General features: G+C 66.9%; 17 protein-coding genes, 4 tRNA genes and 1 pseudogene. 5 read left to right on the top strand and 17 right to left on the bottom strand.

Features of this window, described 5'->3' with window-relative positions:
• Positions 1-61: 61 nt before the first annotated feature.
• From rpoB to R5H19_RS03810, 13 genes are all read right to left on the bottom strand, one after another.
• Positions 62-4,225 (bottom strand): DNA-directed RNA polymerase subunit beta, encoded by a 4,164-nt coding sequence (gene rpoB / locus R5H19_RS03870; protein WP_318158150.1) that lies wholly within the window; start codon positions 4,223-4,225, stop codon positions 62-64.
• Between the two features lie 236 nt (positions 4,226-4,461).
• Positions 4,462-4,833 carry a 50S ribosomal protein L7/L12 gene (gene rplL / locus R5H19_RS03865; RefSeq protein ID WP_318157651.1) on the bottom strand — a complete coding sequence of 124 codons (372 nt, stop codon included), beginning with the start codon at positions 4,831-4,833 and terminating at the stop codon, positions 4,462-4,464.
• Positions 4,834-4,881: 48 nt separating this feature from the next.
• The gene (gene rplJ / locus R5H19_RS03860) at positions 4,882-5,415 is read right to left on the bottom strand and encodes a 50S ribosomal protein L10 (RefSeq protein ID WP_318157650.1); all 534 of its coding nucleotides are present in this window, start codon (positions 5,413-5,415) and stop codon (positions 4,882-4,884) included.
• Positions 5,416-5,769: 354 nt separating this feature from the next.
• Positions 5,770-6,477 (bottom strand): 50S ribosomal protein L1, encoded by a 708-nt coding sequence (gene rplA, locus R5H19_RS03855; protein WP_318157649.1) that lies wholly within the window; start codon positions 6,475-6,477, stop codon positions 5,770-5,772.
• Between the two features lie 3 nt (positions 6,478-6,480).
• Positions 6,481-6,909 (bottom strand): 50S ribosomal protein L11, encoded by a 429-nt coding sequence (rplK, locus tag R5H19_RS03850; protein ID WP_318157648.1) that lies wholly within the window; start codon positions 6,907-6,909, stop codon positions 6,481-6,483.
• A gap of 289 nt (positions 6,910-7,198) precedes the next feature.
• Positions 7,199-7,759: a transcription termination/antitermination protein NusG gene (nusG, locus tag R5H19_RS03845; RefSeq protein ID WP_318157647.1), complete on the bottom strand. Its 561-nt coding sequence runs from the start codon at positions 7,757-7,759 to the stop codon at positions 7,199-7,201.
• A 7-nt stretch (positions 7,760-7,766) separates the two neighbouring features.
• The gene (gene secE / locus R5H19_RS03840) at positions 7,767-8,162 is read right to left on the bottom strand and encodes a preprotein translocase subunit SecE (protein ID WP_318157646.1); all 396 of its coding nucleotides are present in this window, start codon (positions 8,160-8,162) and stop codon (positions 7,767-7,769) included.
• Positions 8,163-8,243: 81 nt separating this feature from the next.
• Positions 8,244-8,319 (bottom strand) — tRNA-Trp (locus R5H19_RS03835).
• Positions 8,320-8,509: 190 nt separating this feature from the next.
• Entirely contained in the window at positions 8,510-9,700 is a 1,191-nt protein-coding gene (tuf, locus tag R5H19_RS03830; RefSeq protein WP_318157645.1) for an elongation factor Tu, read from the bottom strand.
• Positions 9,701-9,774: 74 nt separating this feature from the next.
• A tRNA-Thr gene (locus R5H19_RS03825) sits at positions 9,775-9,850 on the bottom strand.
• 84 nt (positions 9,851-9,934) lie between these two features.
• Positions 9,935-10,008, bottom strand: a tRNA-Gly gene (locus R5H19_RS03820).
• An 18-nt stretch (positions 10,009-10,026) separates the two neighbouring features.
• Positions 10,027-10,112, bottom strand: a tRNA-Tyr gene (locus tag R5H19_RS03815).
• 93 nt (positions 10,113-10,205) lie between these two features.
• Positions 10,206-10,694, bottom strand: coding sequence for an acyl-CoA thioesterase (locus R5H19_RS03810; RefSeq protein WP_318157644.1), 489 nt, complete (start codon positions 10,692-10,694; stop codon positions 10,206-10,208).
• A gap of 170 nt (positions 10,695-10,864) precedes the next feature.
• On the opposite strand from R5H19_RS03810, the gene R5H19_RS03805 reads away from it, so the two are divergent.
• Together R5H19_RS03805 and R5H19_RS03800 are read left to right on the top strand one after the other, a co-directional pair.
• Positions 10,865-13,153 (top strand): SpoIIE family protein phosphatase, encoded by a 2,289-nt coding sequence (locus R5H19_RS03805; protein WP_318157643.1) that lies wholly within the window; start codon positions 10,865-10,867, stop codon positions 13,151-13,153.
• On the top strand, positions 13,150-13,539 hold the full coding sequence (locus tag R5H19_RS03800; protein WP_318157642.1) for an STAS domain-containing protein: 390 nt from the start codon (positions 13,150-13,152) through the stop codon (positions 13,537-13,539). The genes R5H19_RS03805 and R5H19_RS03800 overlap by 4 nt, the downstream gene beginning before the upstream one ends.
• Before the next feature lie 15 nt (positions 13,540-13,554).
• On the opposite strand, the gene R5H19_RS03795 is transcribed toward R5H19_RS03800, so the two are convergent.
• Both R5H19_RS03795 and R5H19_RS03790 read right to left on the bottom strand, forming a co-directional pair.
• Positions 13,555-14,517, bottom strand: coding sequence for an isoaspartyl peptidase/L-asparaginase (locus R5H19_RS03795; protein WP_318158149.1), 963 nt, complete (start codon positions 14,515-14,517; stop codon positions 13,555-13,557).
• 228 nt (positions 14,518-14,745) lie between these two features.
• A pseudogene (locus tag R5H19_RS03790) lies at positions 14,746-15,354 on the bottom strand (cyanophycinase); the annotation flags it as partial.
• Positions 15,355-15,741: 387 nt separating this feature from the next.
• Here R5H19_RS03790 and R5H19_RS03785 point away from each other — a divergent pair.
• From R5H19_RS03785 to R5H19_RS03775, 3 genes are all read left to right on the top strand, one after another.
• Complete coding sequence (locus tag R5H19_RS03785; protein WP_318157641.1) at positions 15,742-16,269, top strand: sigma-70 family RNA polymerase sigma factor; 528 nt, start codon at positions 15,742-15,744, stop codon at positions 16,267-16,269.
• Positions 16,247-17,332, top strand: coding sequence for a FecR domain-containing protein (locus R5H19_RS03780; RefSeq protein ID WP_318157640.1), 1,086 nt, complete (start codon positions 16,247-16,249; stop codon positions 17,330-17,332). Before R5H19_RS03785 ends, R5H19_RS03780 begins: the two co-directional genes overlap by 23 nt.
• Before the next feature lie 98 nt (positions 17,333-17,430).
• Positions 17,431-20,499, top strand: coding sequence for a TonB-dependent receptor (locus R5H19_RS03775; RefSeq protein WP_318157639.1), 3,069 nt, complete (start codon positions 17,431-17,433; stop codon positions 20,497-20,499).
• 102 nt (positions 20,500-20,601) lie between these two features.
• Here R5H19_RS03775 and ychF read toward each other — a convergent pair whose 3' ends face one another.
• On the bottom strand, positions 20,602-21,690 hold the full coding sequence (ychF, locus tag R5H19_RS03770) for a redox-regulated ATPase YchF (protein ID WP_318157638.1): 1,089 nt from the start codon (positions 21,688-21,690) through the stop codon (positions 20,602-20,604).
• A gap of 83 nt (positions 21,691-21,773) precedes the next feature.
• A complete protein-coding gene (gene pth, locus R5H19_RS03765) occupies positions 21,774-22,376 on the bottom strand; it encodes an aminoacyl-tRNA hydrolase (protein WP_318157637.1) in 603 nt (200 codons plus the stop codon).
• Positions 22,377-22,417 lie beyond the last annotated feature (41 nt).

The following is a 22,417-nucleotide window of genomic DNA, read 5'->3' as shown; positions in this document are numbered from 1 at the left end:
CCCGGGTTTTCCGGACGGCGCCTTCGGCCAGTCCTCGACCCGGGATTCCGAACCCCGCGCCTCACTTGACCTCTTCCAGATCGATGTCGATGGCGAGCGAGCGGATTTCCTTCACCAGCACGTTGAAGGACTCCGGCATGCCTGCTGACATCTCGTGGTTGCCGTCGACGATGTTCTTGTACATCTGGTTGCGGCCCTGCACGTCGTCGGACTTCACCGTCAGCATCTCCTGCAGGGTGTAGGCCGCGCCATAGGCTTCCAGCGCCCACACTTCCATCTCGCCGAAGCGCTGGCCGCCGAACTGGGCCTTGCCGCCCAACGGCTGCTGGGTGACCAGCGAGTACGGGCCGGTGGAACGCGCGTGCATCTTGTCGTCGACCAGGTGATTGAGCTTCAGGTAGTGCATGTAGCCCACGGTGACCGGGCGGTCGAACGCCTCGCCGGTACGGCCGTCGTACAGCGTGGTCTGGCCCGATTCGGGCAGGCCCGCCAGCCTCAGCATCGCCTTGATCTCGGTCTCCTCGGCGCCGTCGAACACCGGCGTGGCCATCGGCACGCCTTCCTGCAGGTTGGTCGCCAACGCCAGGATCTCGGCATCGGTGAGCGACTTCAGGTCGACATGCTGCACGGCGCCGGCAACGTGGGTGTTGTAGATCTGGTCGAGGAACTTGCGGATCTCGGCCACCTTCTCCTGTGCCTCGAGCATCTTCTGGATCTTCTTGCCCAGGCCCTTGGCGGCCCAGCCCAGGTGCACTTCCAGGATCTGCCCGATGTTCATGCGCGACGGCACGCCCAGCGGGTTCAGCACGATGTCCACCGGCACGCCGTCAGCGGAATACGGCATGTCCTCCACCGGCACCACGTTGGACACCACGCCCTTGTTGCCGTGGCGGCCGGCCATCTTGTCGCCCGGCTGGATGCGGCGCTTCACGGCCAGGAACACCTTGACCATCTTCAGCACGCCCGGCGCGAGGTCGTCGCCCTGGGTGATCTTGCCCTGCTTCTCCTTGAAGCGCTTGTCGAATTCTTCCTTGTGGCGCTTGATCTGGTCGGCGGCGCGCTCGAGGAACTCGGTGACGTCCTCGTCCTTCACGTTGATCTTGAACCAATCGTCCTTCTTCAGGCCGTCGAGGTAGGCATCGGTGATCTCGGCGCCACGCTTCAGGCCGCCCGGGCCGCTCATCGCGGACTTGCCGACCAGCTGGGTGCGCATGCGGCTGTAGATCGCGCCTTCGAGGATGCGGAACTGGTCGTCCAGGTCCTTGCGGATCCGCTTGATCTCGGTTTCCTCGATCTGCTTGGCGCGCTTGTCCTTCTCGATGCCGTCGCGGGTGAACACCTGCACGTCGATGACGGTGCCGTCCATGCCCGGCGGCACGCGCAGCGAGCTGTCTTTCACGTCGGACGCCTTCTCGCCGAAGATCGCGCGCAGCAGCTTCTCTTCCGGCGTCAGCTGGCTCTCACCCTTCGGCGTGACCTTGCCGACCATGATGTCGCCGGCCCTCACCTCGGCGCCGATGTAGACGATGCCGGACTCGTCCAGGCGCGCCAGCGCCTGCTCGCCCACGTTCGGGATGTCGGCGGTGATTTCCTCGGCGCCCAGCTTGGTGTCGCGCGCGATGCACGACAGCTCCTCGATGTGGATCGAGGTGTAGCGGTCTTCCTGCACGACGCGCTCGGAGAGCAGGATCGAGTCCTCGAAGTTGTAGCCGTTCCACGGCATGAACGCGATCAGCATGTTCTGGCCGAGCGCCAGCTCGCCCAGGTCGGTCGACGAACCGTCGGCCAGCGTGTCGCCCTTCGCCACCACGTCGCCGACGTTCACCAGCGGACGCTGGTTGAGGTTGGTGTTCTGGTTGGAGCGGGTGTACTTGGTCAGCGTGTAGATGTCGACGCCGGCGTCGTTGTCGCCGACTTCCTCCTCGTTCACGCGCACCACGATGCGCGCCGCGTCGACCTGGTCGATCACGCCGCCGCGCCTGGCGGAGACGATGACGCCCGAATCGCGCGCCACCGCGCGCTCGATGCCGGTACCGACCAGCGGAGTCTGCGAACGCAGCGTGGGCACGGCCTGGCGCTGCATGTTCGCGCCCATCAGCGCGCGGTTCGCGTCGTCATGCTCCAGGAACGGCACCAGTGCCGCGGCGACCGACACGGTCTGCATCGGCGAGACGTCCATGTAGTCGACCTCGGAGGCCGGACGCAGCTCGGATTCACCGCGGAAACGGCAGGACACGAAGTCCTCCAGGAACGCGCCATGCTTGTCCAGCGGCGAGTTCGCCTGGGCGATCACGTGGTCGCCTTCCTCGATCGCCGACAGGTAGTCGACCTTGTCGGTGACCTTGCCGTTGGCCACTTTGCGGTACGGCGTCTCGAGGAAGCCGTAGGCATTGGTGCGGGCGTACACGGCCAGCGAGTTGATCAGGCCGATGTTCGGCCCTTCCGGCGTCTCGATGGTGCACACGCGGCCATAGTGGGTCGGGTGGACGTCGCGCACCTCGAAGCCGGCGCGTTCGCGGGTCAGGCCGCCCGGCCCGAGCGCGGAGACGCGGCGCTTGTGTGTCACTTCCGACAGCGGATTGTTCTGGTCCATGAACTGGGACAGCTGCGAGGAACCGAAGAACTCCTTCACCGCCGCCGCGACCGGCTTGGCGTTGATCAGGTCCTGCGGGGTCAGGCCATCGGCCTCGGCCAGGCTGAGGCGCTCGCGCACCGCACGCTCCACGCGCACCAGGCCGATGCGGAAGGTGTTTTCCGCCATCTCGCCGACCGAACGCACGCGGCGGTTGCCCAGGTGGTCGATGTCGTCGACGGTACCGTGGCCGTTCTTGATGTCGATCAGCACCTTCAGCACGTCGAGGATGTCGGACGACTCGCCCTGCTCCTTGACCAGCCGCTGCGCCTCGTCCTCCTTGCGCTCGCTGAAGTACTTGTAGTCGTACAGCACGCCCGGGCCGAGGATGTCCTTGCGGCCCACGCGACGGTTGAACTTCATCCGGCCGACGCTCGACAGGTCGTAGCGGTCGAAGGTGAAGAACAGATTGAAGAACAGGTTCTGCGCGGCGTCCTTGGTCGGCGGCTCGCCCGGACGCATCATGCGGTAGATCTCCACCAGCGCCTCCAGCGGCGTCTTGGTGTTGTCGATGCGCAGGGTGTGCGAGATGTAGGCGCCACGGTCGAGATCGTTGACGTACAGCGTCGGCACGACCTCGATGCCGGCCTTGCGGAAGGCCTCCAACTGCTCGGCGGTGATCTCGTCATTGGCCGAAGCCAGCAGCTCGCCGGTCTTGGCGTCGACGATGTCCTTCGCCACGATGCGGCCGACCGGGTAGTCGTCCGGCACTTCCAGCGCGGTGATGTTCTCGGCCGCCAGCTGGCGCACGTGGCGCGCAGTGATGCGCTTGCCGGCTTCCACCAGCACCTTGCCGCCAATCGCCAGGTCGAAGGAGAGCGTCTCGCCGCGCAGACGCTCGGCGACCAGCTCCAACGTGGTGCCGCCCTTCTTGCCCAGGTGGAACACGTTGTGCTCGAAGAAGATGCCCAGCATCTCCTCGTTGCTGTAGCCCAGCGCGCGCAGCAGCACCGTTACCGGCAGCTTGCGGCGGCGGTCGATGCGGGTGAACAGCGCGTCCTTCGGGTCGAACTCGAAGTCCAGCCAGGAGCCGCGGTAGGGGATCACGCGGGCGGAGAACAGCAGCTTGCCCGAGCTGTGCGTCTTGCCGCGGTCGTGGTCGAAGAACACGCCAGGCGAACGATGCAGCTGCGAGACGATCACGCGCTCGGTACCGTTGATGATGAAGGTGCCGGTGTCGGTCATGAGCGGGATCTCGCCCATGTAGACCTCCTGCTCCTTGATGTACTTGACCACCTTCTTCGAGGCCGGGCTGTCCTTGTCGTAGATGACCAGGCGCACGGTGGTACGCAGCGGCGCGCCGAAGGTCATGCCGCGGTTGCGGCACTCGCGCTCGTCGAAGGCCGGCTCGCCGAGGCGGTAGTCGACGTACTCGAGCGCGGCGTTGCCCGAATAGCTGGTGATCGGGAACACTGACTTCAACGCGGCATGCAGACCCTTGTCGCCGCGCTGTTTCGGCGCGACATGCTCCTGCAGGAACTCCCGGTAGGAATCGGTCTGGATGGTCAGCAGGTTCGGCACGCCCAGTACGGGCGGACGCTTGCCAAAATCCTTGCGGATGCGTTTCTTCTCGGTAAACGAGTAGGCCATGATCGGTAGCGCCTCGGTTCGCAGTGGCGCCGGTGGTGCACACACCGGCTGAATGAAAAATCAGATGTTCGACAAATCCGCGGATTCGGGAATCGAGAATGGGGAATCGACCGGCGAATCCCTATTCTCCATTCCCCTCCTCGCCCGACTCTTTCGCGCCTAAGCAGGCAAAGCCCGGGGGCTCGCGCCCCCAGGCTTGCTTGACGCTAGATCAAACTGATGGCGCGCAAGGGCGCCGATTACTTCAGTTCGACCGTGGCGCCGGCAGCTTCGAGGTCCTTCTTGAACTTCTCGGCATCTTCCTTCGACACGGCTTCCTTCAGGACGCCGCCCGCCTCGGTGAGGTCCTTGGCTTCCTTCAGGCCCAGGCCGGTGATCGCGCGGACGGCCTTGATCACGTCGACCTTCTTGGCGCCGGCGTTCTTCAGGATGACGTCGAACTCGGTCTGCGCCTCGGCAGCCGGGCCGGCAGCGGCCGGGCCGGCGGCAACCATCACCGGAGCGGCGGCGGTCACGCCGAACTTCTCTTCGATGGCCTTCACCAGGTCCATCACTTCCATCAGCGACTTGGCGGCGACGGCTTCAACGATCTGTTCGTTGGTCAGGGACATTTGTTTTACCTCTGGGGTGGATTCGATTTGATAAGTAGACGAAAGGACTCAGGCGGGCTCGGCTTCGGCCGGGGCCTCGGCGACGGTTTCGCCGCCACCCTGCTTGTCGGCCACGGCCTTGACCACGCGGGCGAACATCGTGGCCGGCTCGGCCAGCACGCGGGCCAGCATGGCCAGCGCCTGTTCGCGGGTCGGCAGCGAGGCCAGCACGTCGACGTGGGAGGCCGGCAGCAGCTTGCCTTCCACCGAAACGAGCTTCGCCTTCAGCTTGTCGTTGTCCTTGGCGAATTCCTTGATCAGACGCCCGGCGGCGCCGGGTTCCTCGGTCGAGAATGCGTACAGCAGCGGACCGACCAGGGCGCCCTTGACGACCTCGAACTCGGTACCGGCCACGGCGCGCGACGCCAGCGTGTTCTTGACCACTCGCAGATACACGCCGGATTCGCGGGCCTTCTTGCGCATCGCGGTCATCTGGGCGACCGTGGTGCCCGCATACTCGGCAGCGACCAGGGAGTGGGCCTTCGCGGCAACTTCTGCCAACTCGGCGACTACTTCTTGCTTCTGAGACAGATTGAGAGCCATTAGCACTCCTCCAAATGAACTCCGCCCGCGGCTCCTGCCGCCGGCGGTCCTGGGGCGGCGCCATCCATGACGCCGGGGACACTTCGGTCCCGGGTGTTGGCCTTTCCAGAAAATCGAAACCCTTCCAGAAGGGGCAGCACCATCTGCGCAGGCCGGATTTGCGAGAAACCCGATTAAGCGTTCGAGGCTGGCGGCGACGGCGATTCCCTGCCTTTGAGCGAGCTCCCTGCCCGTCGTCGTCGCGAGTCGAACGCGCCTGCGGTCTTTGACAGCGGCCCCGGCCCTCGAACGAGGAACCGGGACTGCCCTCAAAAACTGCCCGCATCGGCGAGAGGCCGGTACGGGGCTTGAGTCTTACTTGGCGGAGATGGCCAGCGAGGAGGTATCGACGGCGACGCCGACGCCCATCGTGCTGGACAACGCCACTTTCTGCAGGAACTGGCCCTTCGCCGTGGCCGGCTTGGCCTTCAGCAGGTCGGCGATCAACGCGTTCAGGTTGTCCGCGAGCTGGCTGGCTTCGAAGCTGGCCTTGCCGATGGTGGCGTGGATGATGCCCGCCTTGTCGTTGCGGAACTTCACCTGGCCGGCCTTGGCGTTCTTCACTGCAGTGGCGACGTCGGCCGTGACCGAGCCGTCCTTGGGGTTCGGCATCAGGCCGCGCGGACCGAGCAGCTGGCCCAGCTTGCCGACGACGCGCATTGCGTCCGGCGTGGCGATCACGCGACCGAAGTCGAGCTCACCGCCCTGCATGCGCTCGGCCAGGTCGTCCATGCCGACGGCGTCGGCGCCGGCGGCCTTCGCGGCCTCGGCTTTCTCGCCCGGCGGGCAGAACACGGCCACCTTGACGGTCTTGCCGGTGCCGTGCGGCAGCAACGAGGAGCCACGCACGCCCTGGTCCGACTTCTTCGCGTCGATGCCCAGACGCACGGCCACGTCCACCGATTCGGCGAACTTCGCCTTGGCGTTGTCCTTGACGATCTTCAGGGCCTCTTCCAGGGCATAGAATTTGCCCGGATGCACCGCGGCCTGCGCTGCCTTCATGCGCTTCGTGATCTTCGCCATGTCTTAACCCTCCACCGTCAGGCCCATGCTGCGGGCGCTACCGGCAATGGTGCGCACCGCGGCGTCAAGGTCGGCAGCCGTGAGATCCGGCTCCTTCTGCTTCGCAATGTCTTCCAGCTGCTTGCGGGTGACCTTGCCGACCTTGTCGGTATTGGGCTTGGACGAACCCTTGGCGACACCGGTGGCCTTCTGCAGCAGGATGGTGGCGGGTGGGGTCTTGGTGATGAAGGTGAAGCTGCGGTCGGAGTACGCCGTGATGATGGTCGGGATCGGCAGACCCGGCTCCAGCTTCTGCGTGGCGGCATTGAACGCCTTGCAGAACTCCATGATGTTCAGGCCGCGCTGGCCGAGGGCGGGGCCCACCGGCGGCGACGGGTTGGCCTGGCCGGCCTTGACCTGCAGCTTGATGTAACCGACGACTTTCTTTGCCATGGGATTTTCCTCGCGAGTCCGAACGCCTTGCGGCTCCTCGCTGTTCACCGTTCCGTGGATGGAGGGAAGATCTGCCTCGTGCAGATCCGAAACACGGGCACGCAGGGCCAAAAAGACCCCGCGCGAACCGCACAGTATAGAGATTTAACGGGCTATCAGCAAGCCCTGTGCCAGCACGGGCAGCAAAGCAGGTAGCAAGGACGGACGGATCCGGTCGACCGCCCCGCTTCACGGCGGGAAAAGGACGAAGGCGCCGGGCGAACCCGCCCCGACGCCCCTCTTGCCGGACTCAGGCCTTTTCGACCTGGCCGAATTCCAGCTCCACGGGGGTCGAGCGGCCGAAGATCAGCACCGCCACGCGCAAGCGGCTCTTCTCGTAATTGACTTCCTCGACCACGCCGTTGAAATCGTTGAACGGACCCTCGGTGACGCGCACCATCTCGCCCGGCTCGAACAGCACCTTGGGCCTGGGCTTCTCGACGCCCTCGCGCACGCGGCTGAGGATAGCATCGGCTTCGCTGTCCTTGATCGGCAGCGGGCGGTCGGCAGTACCGCCGATGAACCCCATGACCTTCGGGGTTTCCTTGATCAGGTGCCAGCACTCGTCGTCGATCCGGGGCGACTTGCCCTCGGTGTTCGTCTCGATCTGCACCAGCACGTAGCCCGGGAAGAACTTGCGGTCGCTGCGCCGCTTCTGCCCGCCGCGCATCTCGATCACTTCCTCGGTCGGCACCAGCACTTCGCCGAACTTCTCCTCCATCGCGGCGCGCCTGATGCGCTCCTCGAGGGAGCGTTTCACCTGGTTCTCGAAACCCGAATAGGCGTGCACCACGTACCAGCGCTTGCTCATGCTCACCTCAACTACCCAGCTTCAGCAGCCAGTCGAGAATGACCGACTTCAGGATCAGGTCGATAAGACCCAGCAGCAGCGACAGCACGATCACCACCAGGATGATGATGCCGGTCGTCTTGATCGTTTCGTCGCGGGTCGGCCACACCACCTTGCGCATCTCGAACTGCGACTCGGCGATGAAGTTGCGTACCCGCCGGCCCAGCGCGGTGAACGCGGCAATCGCCGCCGCCGCCACGAATGCGGCCGCCACGCCCAACAGGCGTATCGACGATGAAATGCTGCCGTCCCGGCCGAACCAGGAGTAGGCGAAAATGCCGGCAGCCAGCACCAGCCCCGCCAGTACCAGCTTGCCGATGTCGGCGGCGTTCGTGCCCTTGGGCTGTTCTGCCTTGGTATTCATGCACTAGTGACCAGGTGTCGGCAGCATGTCGCGCCTTGCGGCCGACCCTGCCATCGCTACCCGTCTCGATCCTCGGGGAAGTGGCACGCCAGGAGGGACTCGAACCCCCAACCTGCGGTTTTGGAGACCGCTGCTCTGCCAATTGAGCTACTGGCGTACATGGCTTGAACTTCAAACACGACGGCGAGCGGCCTGAATCCGCTCGCCTCGTGAAGATTATTTCAGCCATCCTCCTTGATGGCAAAGATCAGACCGGCATCCTGCCGGACTTCTCACATTTGTTTAAGCCATCCTCCTTGATGGCAAAGATCAGACCGGCATCCTGCCGGACTTCTCACAAAAGCGTATTACTTGATGACCTTGGCCACCACGCCGGCGCCGACGGTGCGGCCGCCCTCGCGGATCGCGAAGCGCAGGCCTTCGTCCATCGCGATCGGGTGGATCAGCTCCACCGTCATCTTCACGTTGTCGCCCGGCATCACCATCTCCACGCCTTCCGGCAGCGTCACCGCACCGGTCACGTCGGTGGTGCGGAAGTAGAACTGCGGACGGTAGCCCTTGAAGAACGGCGTGTGACGGCCACCTTCGTCCTTCGACAGCACGTACACCTCGGCCTCGAAGTTCGTGTGCGGCGTGATCGTGCCCGGCTTGGCCAGCACCTGGCCGCGCTCCACGTCGTCACGCTTCAGACCGCGCAGCAGCAGACCGGCGTTGTCGCCCGCCTGACCCTGGTCCAGCAGCTTGCGGAACATCTCCACGCCCGTCACCGTGGTCTTCTGCGTGTCGCGGATGCCCACCACCTCGATTTCGTCGCCCACCTTGATCACGCCGCGCTCGATACGGCCGGTCACCACCGTGCCGCGACCCGAGATCGAGAACACGTCTTCCACCGGCATCAGAAACGGCTTGTCGATCGTGCGCACCGGCTCCGGAATGTAGCTGTCCAGCGCGTCCACCAGCTGGATGATCGACGGCACGCCGATCTCGCTCTGGTCGCCTTCCAGCGCCTTCAGCGCCGAACCCTTGATGATCGGCGTGTCGTCGCCCGGGAAGTCGTACTTGGAGAGCAGTTCGCGCACCTCCATCTCGACCAGCTCCAGCAGCTCGGCGTCGTCCACCATGTCCGCCTTGTTCAGGAACACCACGATGTACGGCACGCCCACCTGGCGCGACAGCAGGATGTGCTCGCGCGTCTGCGGCATCGGGCCGTCCGCCGCCGAGCACACCAGGATCGCACCGTCCATCTGGGCCGCACCCGTGATCATGTTCTTCACGTAGTCGGCGTGACCCGGGCAGTCCACGTGCGCGTAGTGGCGCTTCGGCGACTCGTACTCCACGTGCGACGTCGAGATCGTGATGCCACGCGCCTTCTCTTCCGGCGCCATGTCGATCGCGTCGTAGGCCTTGAACTCGCCACCAAAACGCTCCGCCCCGACCTTCGTCAGCGCCGCCGTCAGCGTCGTCTTGCCGTGATCCACGTGACCAATCGTGCCGACGTTGACGTGCGGCTTGGTGCGTTCGAATTTACCCTTTGCCATGAGCGCTAAACCCCGATGGAGTCAATGAATGGAAAAAACCGCCCGTTTCAGGGCCGGCCGTGACGGCCGAACGATGGTGCTCATGACAGGAATCGAACCTGTGACCTCTTCCTTACCAAGGAAGTGCTCTACCGACTGAGCTACATGAGCGTGTATTTCTGCAATCTTCCCTGACGGCAAAGATCAGGCCGGCGTCCTGCCGGACTCTTGAAAAAAATTTCCTGACGAGATCAATGGAGCGGGAGACGGGAATCGAACCCGCACCATCAGCTTGGAAGGCTGAGGTTCTACCATTGAACTACTCCCGCCCTGCGCGGAGCTCGTCGTGGTGGAGGGAGGTGGATTCGAACCACCGAAGGCGTAAGCCAGCAGATTTACAGTCTGCCCCCGTTGGCCGCTTGGGTATCCCTCCAACAAAGAACGCGTATTGTGTGGATCGGACCCCTGACTGTCAACACCTCGCGACGGTCATTCCGCGCCAGCCGGCGACGTTCCGCGGGCGTCGTCAGTCCGGTGAGGCCGCGCGCAGATCGACCAGTTGCTCCATGCCCTTGGACAGTTCCAGCAGCTGTCTTGCCTGCGCCTGCAGCCGCCGCTCGGCATCGTCACGCGGCTCCCAGTGCGGCACCGGGGCAGGCTTGCCGTCCGGGCTGTCCAGCGCCACGAACACCATCACGCAGCTGGTCGCCAGGCGTCGCTCGTCCTTGCGCAGGTCCTGCGCCAGCACGTCGACCGCCAGGTGCATGCTGCTGGTGCCGGTATGGATCAGGCGCGCCCGCACCGTCACCAGGTCGCCGATCAGGATCGGCGCCACGAACTGGATACCGCTGACCGAAGCGGTGACGCAGTACGCCCCGCTCCAGCCCACCGCACAGGCATAACCCGCCTGGTCGATCCACTTCATCGCCATGCCGCCGTGCACCTTGCCGCCGAAATTGACATCGGTGGGCTGGGCGAGGAAGCGGAAGGTCACTTCGCGCTGTTTTCCGGGCATGGGCTGGCACCTCGCGGACGACATCCGGGGCCAGGATTATGCCCGAACGTGCGCATCTCCCCGCACCTTCACGCCACTCGTCGACTTGCGGCCCGCCTTGGCTTCGTGGCTAGATGCCGCAAGGGAAACAGGGAGATCCACCGTTGGCCTTGCGCAGCATTGCATCACGGATGGCGCTGTGGGTTCTGCTCGGCTCCACGCTGGTGCTGGCGGCCACCGGAGCCTTGTTGCTCGCCCTGACCCGTACGCAGATCCTCGAACACACCCATCGTGAAGCCGCTTCCCTGGCAGCCAACGCCGGCAGCCAGATCCAGGCCCGGATCGACCGCATCGCGGTTTCGGCGCGCATGCTTGCGGCGATCATCGACACTCGCCAGGACGATGCCGAACCGCTGCTGCGCGACACCCTGGCCGCCGACCCGGACATGGACGGCCTGGCCGCGGTATTCAGGCCATCGCCGAACCCGGTCGACGCCCTGCCGCGTTCACCCTTCGTGAACCGGCTGGACAACGGCACCCTGAGCAGCCGCGACCTCGCGCGCGACGCCAGCCCCTACTGGAACAGCAACTGGTTCCTCGGCGGACTGGGCTGCAGCAGTGGTTGCTGGCAGCGACCGTTCTTCTCGCAATCCCGGCACCGCCAACTGATCAACTACTCCGTGGCGATCAGCCGCGGCGGGCACCCGGTCGGCATCATCAACGCCGACGTCACGCTCGACTGGTTGCACCGGATACTCGGCAGCCTGGCCAAGCCCGAGGGCGCCTATGCCTTCGTGCTGGACAGCGACGGCGACTATCTGGCGCACGACAACCCCGACCTGGTCGGCAAGCGCGGCATGGCGGACCTGCTCAAGGTACTGGCCAGCGACCGGGCCGAGTCGACGCGCCTGCCGAAGGCACAGAACCCGCGCGTGAACGGACCGGTCTGGGTCTATTCCGCCCCGATTGAAGGTACCCGCTGGCGATTCGGCCTGGTGGTGCCGGAATACCGGATCTATGCCGGAGTAAGGCACATCTTCCTGCTGAGCCTAGCCCTGGCCCTGCTGGCCCTGCTGGGCGTCGCCCTGATCACGCTGCTGACCATCCGCCGCACGATGGCGCCGCTCAGGATCCTGGCCGACCGCGCCGAGCGCGTCGCACGCGGCGAACTGGATTTCGGGCTGCCGCCGGCCCGGCGCCCCGACGAGGTCGGCCGCCTCACCCAGTCGTTCGACCAGATGCGGCGCGAACTGGCTCTGCACCTGGAAGACCTCGCGCGGGTGGCACGGGAGAAGCAGCGGCTGGCCAGCGAACTGGAAATCGCCCACCAGATCCAGATCGGCCTGTTGCCGAGCGAGCACTACCTCGATGCCGTGTGCTCCAGCTTCGAGCTGCACGCGGCGCTGCGCCCGGCCCGCGCCGTGGGCGGCGACCTCTACAGTTACTTCATGCTCGACCCGCAGCGCTTCTTCGTGATGGTCGGCGACGTCTCCGACAAGGGCATCCCGGCCGCCCTGTTCATGGCGCAGACGATCACCCTGGCCAAGGCGCTGGCGCCACGCGCGCAAACGCCGCGGAACCTGCTGCAACTGCTCAACCTGGAGCTGTGCCGCGGCAACGACAGCTGCATGTTCGTCACCCTGCTGTGCGGCCTGCTCGACACCGGCAGCGGCAGTCTCGCGCTTGCCAGCGCCGGCCACGAGCCGCCGGTCCTGTGCGGCCGTGGCGCGCCGCAACTGCTGGACTTCCCCACCGGTGCGGTGCTCGGCTTGTACGAAGACTCCGACTACCCGGAACACCGTCTGCGCCTGCACCAGGGCGAGACCCTGCTGATGTACACCGACGGCATCACCGAGGCCGGCAACCGCCAGCAACAGATGTACGGCATCGAACGCACCTTGCAAAGCCTCGCCCAGGTACCGTCGACGGCTCCCACCGCCGACTATATCGAGCGGCTGCTGGAGGACGTGGACCATTTCGTGGCGGACGCCGCGCAGGCCGACGACATCACCGTGCTGGCGCTGACCTGGCACGGCGCCGCCACGCCGGGTACCGAGATGCGCATCGGCAACCAGCTGGCGGAGGTGTTCGGCGTGCTCGACCGCTGCGAAAACCTGCTGGAGGAAGCCGAAGTGCCGGCCACCTTGCGCAGCGACATGCGCCTGGTGCTGGAGGAACTGATGGTCAACACCGTCGAATACGGCTATCCCGACGGGCGCCCGGGCCAGATCCGCATCCTGCTGCAGCCCCAGCCGGATGCCGTCGTGGTCGAATTGGTCGACGACGGCATCGCCTTCGACCCGCTGCAGTCGGCCACCCCGGACCTCACCGGCGATCTCGCCGACCGCGAAGAAGTCGGCGGCCTCGGCATCCACCTCGCCCGCACCATGGCCAGCGAAATGCGCTATACACGGGATGCCGACGGCAACCACCTGCTGCTTCGCTTCACCTACCCGAACCTGGATGGATCTTCGCCATGACGCTCAGTCTGCACCATGAGTTCTCCGCGCCCGACCGCATCGTCGTGCACGTCGGCGGCCGCCTCGACGCGATGACCTTCGGCGAATTCGACCAGGCCATGCTGGCCCTGCTGCCACGACTCGGCGACAGCGGCACCGTGGTGGTCGATCTGGCCGGGCTGGAATACGTCAGCAGTGCCGGGCTGCGCAGCTTCGCCAGGATTCGCAAGAGCATGCGCATCCGCAACGGCCATACCCTGCTGCTGAACCCGCAGCCGCAGGTGCGCAAGGTGTTCGACATCGTCAAGGCCGTGCCGGTGAACGAGGTCTTCACCAGCGCACAGGAACTCGATGCCTATCTGGACCGCATGCAGCGGCAGGTCATCGAAGGCGACGACGACGCCTGAACGAGCGGTACGGCGTCAGCGCGCCGGTTCGGGCAGCGCCAGCGGGTCGCCGCTGTAGATCGCCACGTGCGGCACGCCGTCCGCGCCGATCCAGCCGCGGTACATGCCCTCGGTATTGAACGGCAGCGCCATGCTGCCGTCGGCGCCCAGGATGATCGCGCCACCGTCGCCGCCCATCTGCGGGATCTCGTCGTTGATCACCGCCTGCCCGGCCTGCTGCGCGGATTCGTCCAGCATCGCCATGCGCAGGCAGATCTCGCGCGCGGCGGAAACGCGGATGTAGAACTCGCCCCAGCCCGTGCCCGACACTGCGCAAGCGGCGTTCGCATAGGTGCCGGCGCCGACGATCGGCGAATCGCCCACGCGGCCGTAACGCTTGTCGGTCATGCCACCGGTCGAGGTGCCCGCGGCAAGGCGGCCCTCACTGTCGCGCGCCACCGCACCGACCGTACCGAAGTGCTTCAACGCCGCCAGCCGCGCGCCGAGCTTCTCGCCCGCGGCGTCTTCCTGCAGTGCCTTCTGCAGATCCTGCCAACGCTTCTCGGTGCGGAAATAGGCGGGGTCGACCAGCTTGAAGCCCTGTTCGACGGCGAACTGCTCCGCGCCGGTGCCGACCATCATCACGTGCGGCGAATGCTCCATCACGGCGCGCGCCAGCAGCACCGGATGGCGCACCCGGTGCACGCCCGCCACGGCGCCGGCGGCCAGCGTCGCGCCGTCCATGATCGATGCGTCCAGTTCGTTCCTGCCGTCATGCGTGAACACCGCGCCGCGACCGGCGTTGAACAGCGGGTCGTCTTCCAGCACGGCGATCGCGGCGGTCACCGCATCCAGCGCCGGCTTGCCCGCCTTCAACCGCGCATGGCCGTTGCGCAGCGCCAGTTCCAGCGCGGCGCGCGCCTGCGCCTCGATCTGCGGCGTCATCTGCGCACGCTCCACTCCGGCGCCGCCATGGATCACCAGCAGCGGCGGCACCATGCCATGCAGGTCCAGCTTGCCGTCGTGCGCATCGGCGATCGTCTCGAACACCGGCCGCTGCACGCTGAGGTCGCGCAGGTCGATCCGGCTTTGCGTGCCGATGCCGGTCACCCGCACGCCGCGGTAGTCCAGCGGCTTGCCCGCTTCGATCCGCGCCGGCTGGCCTTGCGGACGCAGCAGCCAGGCGAAGCCGTTGTTAAGTGTGAACACCCGGCCGATACCGTTGCCATCGACGGCCAGCACCGTCCCTTCATCCACGCCCAGGCCAACCACGTCCGGGTGACCTTCGTGCCGCAACCGGGCGACGAAGGCGATCAGCCGGCCCTGCCGTTCGCGCGCATTGAAGTGGGTGTCGGTGATCACCTGCCGCAGGTGCGGCATGTGCAGGAAACCGTCGACCAGGGTGACGCCCTTGCCCAGCGGATCGGCCAGTGCCTCATCCGACGTGATGCTGCCGCCGTCCAGCGCGCCATAGGCGTGGCCGCCGAGGATCGCCAGGCCGGCGCTGCTGCCGCCGATCGGCTTGCCCGCGGCGACGTGCCGGTCCAGCAGTGCGTTCAGCGGGGTGCCCTTCCAGAACCGCACGTAGTTGGCCTGGTCGCCGCCGGCGAGGAAGATGCCGTCGGCCTGCCGCACGATCTCCAGCACCTGCGGATCGCTGGCCGCCGCGCGGCTGTGGAACACCAGCGTCTGCACCGAGGCCACGCCGCCGACGTCGTGGTACAGCTCCTTCTGCAGGTCGTCGGCGCCGGATGCGCGCAGGATCACGAAATGGCCGTGGCCACCCTTCGCCGCCAACCAGGCGAACGCCTGGTGCGGCCACTCGCCGCCGCCCATCAGCAGCAGCGCCGGCTCGGTCGCGCCGGGCCGGGTCGCCCCGCGATCGCCGATGCGGTAGTACTCGTAGCCCTGGCGCACGGCGGCAGGATCGGGCGTCCCGGCCAGTGCGCCGGAAGCCACCACGGCAAGATACGCCGCCAGCAGACAGGAGACGGCCGTGCGTAAGAGTCCAGACAGGTTTCTGGGCGAAATCATCGGTCGGCACCCCGAACCAGGAAGGCGTGGCATGCCACGGGATTGCGGCACCTGTCGAAGCCAAGACGAATGCCGAGGCCATTTCCCCCACGCTGTATTTTCTTGCGGAATCGGCGCTATGGTCGGCGCATGGACGACTCCCTCAACGCCTGGTTTGCCCGCGAGATCCTCGCGCACGAAGGTGCGTTGATGCGCTATCTGCTGCGCAACTGGTTCCATCGCGAGGAGATCCACGACCTGCGCCAGGAAATCTACGTACGCATCTACGAGGCCGCGGCGAAGAGCCGGCCGGCGATGCCGAAGTCCTTCCTGTTCGCCACCGCGCGCCATTTGATGACCGACCGCCTGCGTCGCGGCCGCGTCGTCTCGATCGAGGCCGTGGGTGATCTGGACGCGCTGAACGTCCTGGTAGACGAGGTCTCGCCGGAACGGCGGACGGGCGCGCGACAGGAGCTGAAGCGCCTGACCGATGCGTTCGACCGCCTGCCCGACCGCTGCCGCGAAGTGGTCTGGCTGCGTCGGGTCGAGGAACTGTCGCAGAAGCAGGTGGCGGCGCGCATGGGCATCAGCGAAAAGACCGTGGAGAAGCAGGTCGCCAAGGGCGCGCGCCTGATCGCGGACTATTTCTACGGCGGCAGCCACGCGCGCCGCCCTGCCCGCGGCGACGCGGCGGGCACCGCATACGGGAACGGACATGACCAGCAGCAGGGAGATTGAGCACGCCGCCGCCGCCTGGCTCGCCAGGCGCGACGCCGGCGACTGGAGCGAGCGCGACCAGCAGCAGCTGGACGCGTGGCTGGACGCGTCCGTGGGCCACCGCGTCGCCTTCGTCCGGCTCGACGCGGCGTGGCGGCAGAGCGACCGGCTGAAGGCGCTGGGCGCGGGCGTGCCCGCCGGCGTGGTGCCGGCACGCGGCAGCTGGGCGCCCTCGCCGTTCGGCGCCCCCCACGATCACGCGGGCGAGTCGCACCATCCCCGCCCCGGGCACATCCAGGTCGACGCGTCCCGACGCATCGCCCGCCGGCATCGGGGGCAGCGCCGCTCCCTGTTTCGCCATCTCGCCACCGCCGCGATGCTGGCCTTGCTCGTGTCGCTGGCACTGGTCTGGCGCCACTACGGCGCGGTGGAGCAGGTGTCCTACCGCACGGCGATCGGCGACCTGCAGGAGGTGCCGTTGGCCGACGGCTCCATCGCCACCCTGAGCAGCGACAGCCGCCTCGTGGTCACTCTGTCGCGCGGCGAACGCCACGTCGACCTGCAGCAGGGCGAGGCGTTCTTCGCGGTGGCCAAGGACCCCTCGCGGCCGTTCGTGGTCAGCGCCGGCGGTCGCCGGGTGACCGCCGTCGGCACCCGCTTTGCCGTGCGCCGCGACGCAGCCGACCTGCGCGTGGTGGTGACCGAGGGCCTGGTGCGGCTGGAATCGGACCGCCGGCCGAACGGCCTGCGCCAGCCCGCCACTCTGCTGCCTGCCGGCAGCGTGGCGCTGGCCAGCGACACCGGCGTGGTGGTGCACGCCGGCTCGGTGCAGCGGGCCGAGGAGTACCTCAGCTGGCGCAGCGGCTTCGTCAACTTCCACGACACGCCGCTGGCGGCCGCCGCCGCCGAGTTCAACCGCTACAACACGCGCAAGATCGTGATCGGCGACGCCAGCGTCGGCACCATGCGCGTGGGCGGCAACTTCCGCTGGTCCAACGTCGACGCCTTCGTGCGGCTGCTGGCGCAGGGCTTCCCGATCCAGGCCCGCCAGCAGGGCGACAGCATCGTGCTGACCCGGCGCTGACGCCGGCGCGGGCGGCCGGACATGGGGGGATTTGTGCCGGCCGTTCGTCCCGGCGTACATGGCGCGCGTCGTGTGCGCCCACCTGGGGAGAGGTGACGATGATCCGTTCGCTACGCAGCGCGATGTTCGTGCTGGCCTGTTCCGTGTCCGCCGCGGCATCGGCGCAGTCGGCAGCAGTCCGGCAGATCGATATCCCGGCCGGTGACCTGGTCACCGCGCTGGATACCCTGGCCCGCCAGTCCGGCGCGCAATTCATCTACCAGGCCGACCAGCTCAGGGGGCTGCGCACGTCCGGCGTGCACGGCACGCTGTCGGCGGACGCCGCGCTGGGGCAACTGCTGGCCGGCAGCGGCTTCACCGTGCACCGCGACGACTCCGGCGCCGTCGTCATCGTGAAGGGTGCCGGCCAGCCGGCCCGGTCGCCGGCGCCGCCCGCCGCCCCGGCCAGCAGTCGCAGCGCAGCTGCCGCGGACCCGCAGGAGGCCACCCGGCTGGACGAGATCCAGGTGACCGGCTCGCGCATCCCGCGCGCGCAGGTCGAAGGGCCGGCACCGGTCACCGTGATCACCGCCAGCGACATCAAGGCCAGCGGCTTCGCCAGCGTGCCCGACGTGATGCGCGCGATCACCCAGAACAGCGGCGAGACGCAGAGCCAGCAATCCTCCAGTGGCGCCGATTTTTCGCCCGGCGCGGAGGAGGTCGACCTGCGCGGGCTTGGCCCCAACCATACCCTGGTGCTGGTCAACGGCCGGCGCATCGCCGACTTCCCGCTGCCGTTCAAGGGCCGCAGCAACTTCACCGACATCTCCAACATCCCGATCGGCATGATCGAGCGCATCGAAGTGCTCACCGGCAGTGCCTCGGCGGTGTACGGCTCGGACGCGATCTCCGGCGTGGTGAACTTCATCCTGAAGCAGCAGGCCGACGGCACCACCATCGATGTGCGCTACGGCGACACCACCCGCGGCGGCGGCGCCTCGACCAAGCTCAACTTCTCCACCGGCTTCTCACGCGGCGACTTCAACCTGGTGTTCGGCGCCGAACTGCTCGCCCAGCAGCCGCTGTGGGCCTACCAGCGCAAGATCCAGGATTCCACCGCCGACGCGCCCACCGCGCGCTCGCAGGTGCCGCGGCGCACCTTCCTCAACGGCGACTGGTACGACGACTACATCGATCCGGGCCAGGCCACCTGCGACGCACTGGCCTACTTGAACGGCGGCACCACGGTGTACGCCAACCGGCCGCGCTACGGCAATTTTTGCGGCAGCGCGGAGTCGATCGGCTACGGCACCATCCTCAGCCAGCGCCGCGGCATCAACACCTACACCTCGGCCAACCTGAAGATCAGCGACACGCTGTCCTGGTTCGGCGACATGCAGCTGGGCTACAGCAAGGTGAAGCTGTTCCGCGACGTCGAGCAGTGGAACTACCAGGCACCCGACGGCAACGAGGACGGCTACTTCTACAACGCGCACAGCGGCGGCATCGAGAACTGGTACCGCCAGTTCACGCCGGAGGAAATGGGCGGGCTCGGCCGCGGCATGATCGAGAACACGCAGCGGACTTTCAGCCTGACCACCGGCTTCAAGGGCACGCTCGGCGAACGCTGGGACTACGAGGCCTCGCTCAGCCACTCGCAGTACAAGGCGCTGATCAGCTGGCCGCAGACCGTGGCGTCCAAGGCCAACGACCTCTACCTCGGCCCGCAGCTCGGCATCGACGCCGACAGCGGCCTGCCGATCTTCGACGCCGACCCGGCGCGCCTGTACACGCCGCTGACCCGCGCCGAGTACGACTCGATCACCGCGCGCACCAACTACCACCCGGAATCGCGCAGCGACACGCTGGCGTTCACCCTGACCAACACCGAGCTGTTCAGCCTGCCGGCCGGGCCGGCCGGCTTCGCCGGCGTGGTCGAGGTCGGCAACCAGGCCTACGACCTCAACCCCGACCCGCTGGCCACGCAGTACTACTACTACAGCTGGAAGGACTCCGACGGCCACGGCAGCCGCAACCGCTGGGCCGCCGCCGGCGAATTGCGTCTACCGCTGCTGGACACGCTCAACCTCAGCCTGGCCAGCCGCTACGACCAGTACCGCTTTTCCGGCCACACTACCGGCAAGCTGACCTACAGCACCGGCCTGGAATGGCGCCCGCTCGACAGCCTGCTGCTGCGCGGCTCGTACGGCACCGCGTTCCGCGCGCCGGACCTGCACTACGTCTACGCCGGCATCGGCAACGACGAGACCTCCGGCAACGACTACTACCGCTGCCGCACCGAGGAGCCGGACGTCGACATCACCGATTGCGACTATTCCGGCGAAGGCCTGATCCGCACGCGCCAGGGCAACCGCGACCTGGATTCCGAGACCAGCACCTCGTGGACCACCGGCTTCGTCTGGTCGCCGACGCCGAACCTGGACCTCTCGGTCGACTACTTCAACATCCGCATGCAGAACCAGGTGCAGGACCTCAGCACCGACCGCATCCTGCAGCTGGAGGCGAACTGCCGCATCGGCGTCGACATCAACGGCAACCCGGTGGACGCGAATTCGCCCAGCTGCGTGGACGCGGTGGCGCGCGTCAACCGCAATTCCGGCACGGGCCGCCTGTACGGCATCTTCGTCAACCCCATCAACGTCGCCAACGAGCGCACCAGCGGCATCGACGCCAGCGCGCACTACAAGCTGGAAACGGCGATCGGCACATTCCGCTTCAGCGGCAACCACACCTGGACCCGCAACCACCTGTTCCAGCAGTACCCGGGCGACGCCACGCTGGACGAGCTGGCGGTCAACAGCGGCTTCGACATCCCGCGCGAGAAGACCAGCGCCAGCGTGTCGTGGGAACGCAAGGCCTGGTCAGCCACCTTGTTCGGCACCCGCCTGGGCCGGCTGCCGAACTCGTGGTCCTACGACCAGGTCGTCGACACCTCGGCCGGCGATCCCGCCTGGGTTCACGCCACTTACCGCTACAACGCCACCTTGCAGTACAAGTTCAGCGACCACGCCCAGCTGTCGCTGGCAGTGGACAACCTGTTCGACAAGATGCCCCCGCGCGACCCCACCTATACGTCGTACCCGTACTACGACATCTCGTGGTTCGATGCGGCCGGCCGCAGCTACTACCTGCAATTCACCTACAAGTTCGGCGGCAGCGCGCTGTAGACACGGCTTTTCCGTAGGGCGGGCACGGCCCGCCAGCTTTTCGACGCATCGTGCGACATCACACGCAAGAACGGCGGGCATTGCCCGCCCTACGCCCGAACGTCAGACGTTGAACAGGAAGTGCAGCACGTCGCCATCCTTGACGATGTACTCCTTGCCTTCCTTGCGCAGCCGGCCGGCCGCCGCCGCGCCGGCCTCGCCCTTGAACTGGATGAAGTCGTCGTAGCCGACCGTCTCGGCGCGGATGAAGCCGCGCTCGAAGTCGGTGTGGATCACCCCGGCGGCCTGCGGCGCAGTGGCGCCGCGCTTCACCTGCCACGCGCGCACTTCCTTCACGCCGGCGGTGAAATAGGTCTGCAGGTCGAGCAGCTTGTAGCCGGCGCGGATCACCCGGTTCAGGCCCGGCTCGTCCAGGCCCATGTCCTTCAGGAACTCGTCGCGGTCGGCCTCGTCGAGCTGCGCCAGCTCCTCCTCGATCGCCGCGCACACCGGCACCACCTCGGCGCCTTCGGCGACGGCGCGCTCGCGCACGGCATCCAGCAGCGGGTTGTTCTCGAAGCCGTCGTCGGCGACGTTGGCGATGTACATCAGCGGCTTCAGGGTGAGCAGGAACAGGTCGCGCACCAGCGCCTTCTCCTCCTCGTCCAGGCCGACGCTGCGCGCGGAGCGGCCCTCGTTGAGCGCGGCGGCCAGCTTCTGCAGCACAGGCTTCTTCGCCAGCGCTTCCTTGTCGTTCGCCTTGGCCGCGCGCTCGGCGCGGTTCAGCGCCTTGTCCACCGATTCCAGGTCGGCCAGCGCCAGCTCGGTGTCGATCGTCTCGATGTCGGCGATCGGGTCGACCTTGCCGGCGACGTGGATCACGTCGCCCTCGAAGCAGCGCACCACGTGGGCGATCGCGTCCACCTCGCGGATGTGCGCCAGGAACTTGTTGCCCAGGCCTTCGCCCTTCGAGGCGCCGGCGACCAGGCCGGCGATGTCGACGAACTCCACCGCGGTCGGCACCACCTTCTGCGGGTTGACGATCGCCGCCAGCGCGTTCAGCCGCGGGTCCGGCACCGGCACCACGCCGACGTTCGGCTCGATCGTGCAGAACGGGAAGTTCGCCGCGGCGATGCCGGCCTTGGTCAGCGCGTTGAACAGGGTGGACTTGCCGACGTTGGGCAGGCCGACGATGCCGCATTTGATGCCCATGGAAAACTCCGGGGAACAGGGAATGGGGAGCGGGGAACGTGCGGATCAGGAAAAGATGGAACGGTGCGGCTCTTGCCAGGCGCTCACGTTCCCCGTTCTCCGTTTCCCGTTCCCACCGTATGCAACTGCTGCATCGCCTTGTCGAACTGGCCGGTCGCCGCCAGCGGCAGCACGTCCAGCGCGCGGCCGATGCCATCGAGGATCGCGTCCTCGTCCGCGGCCGCGGGCCGGCCCAGCACCCACGGCGTGACCTGGTCGCGGTGGCCGGGATGGCCGATGCCCACGCGCAGGCGATGGAACTTGCCGTGGCCGAGGTGGCCCATGATGTCGCGCAGGCCATTCTGGCCGCCGTGGCCGCCGTCGAACTTCAGGCGCACGATGCCGGGCGGCAGGTCCAGGTCGTCGTGCGCGACCAGGCATTCGTCCGGCTCGATCTTGTAGTAGCGCAGCGCCGAGACCACGGCGATGCCGCTCTTGTTCATGAAAGTGGCCGGCTTGAGCAGCCAGACCGGTTCGCCGCCGAGGCGCACGCGGCAGGCCTCGCCATGCAGCTTGCCGTCGAAGGCGAAGCGTTCGCCCTGGGCACCAGCGAGGGCGTCAACTAGCCAGAACCCGGCATTGTGCCGGGTTCGGAGGTATTCGGCACCGGGATTGCCCAGCCCGACGATGAGTCGCAAACCAGCCATGCGAACAAGCAGCCGTATCGGCCCGCGCCCCAACGGAGCGC

The organism is Rhodanobacter sp. KK11, assembly GCF_033345435.1.
Classification (GTDB): Bacteria; Pseudomonadota; Gammaproteobacteria; order Xanthomonadales; family Rhodanobacteraceae; genus Rhodanobacter.
Note: the sequence above shows the minus strand (reverse complement) of the source record. Positions and strands in the feature narration are given on the sequence as shown.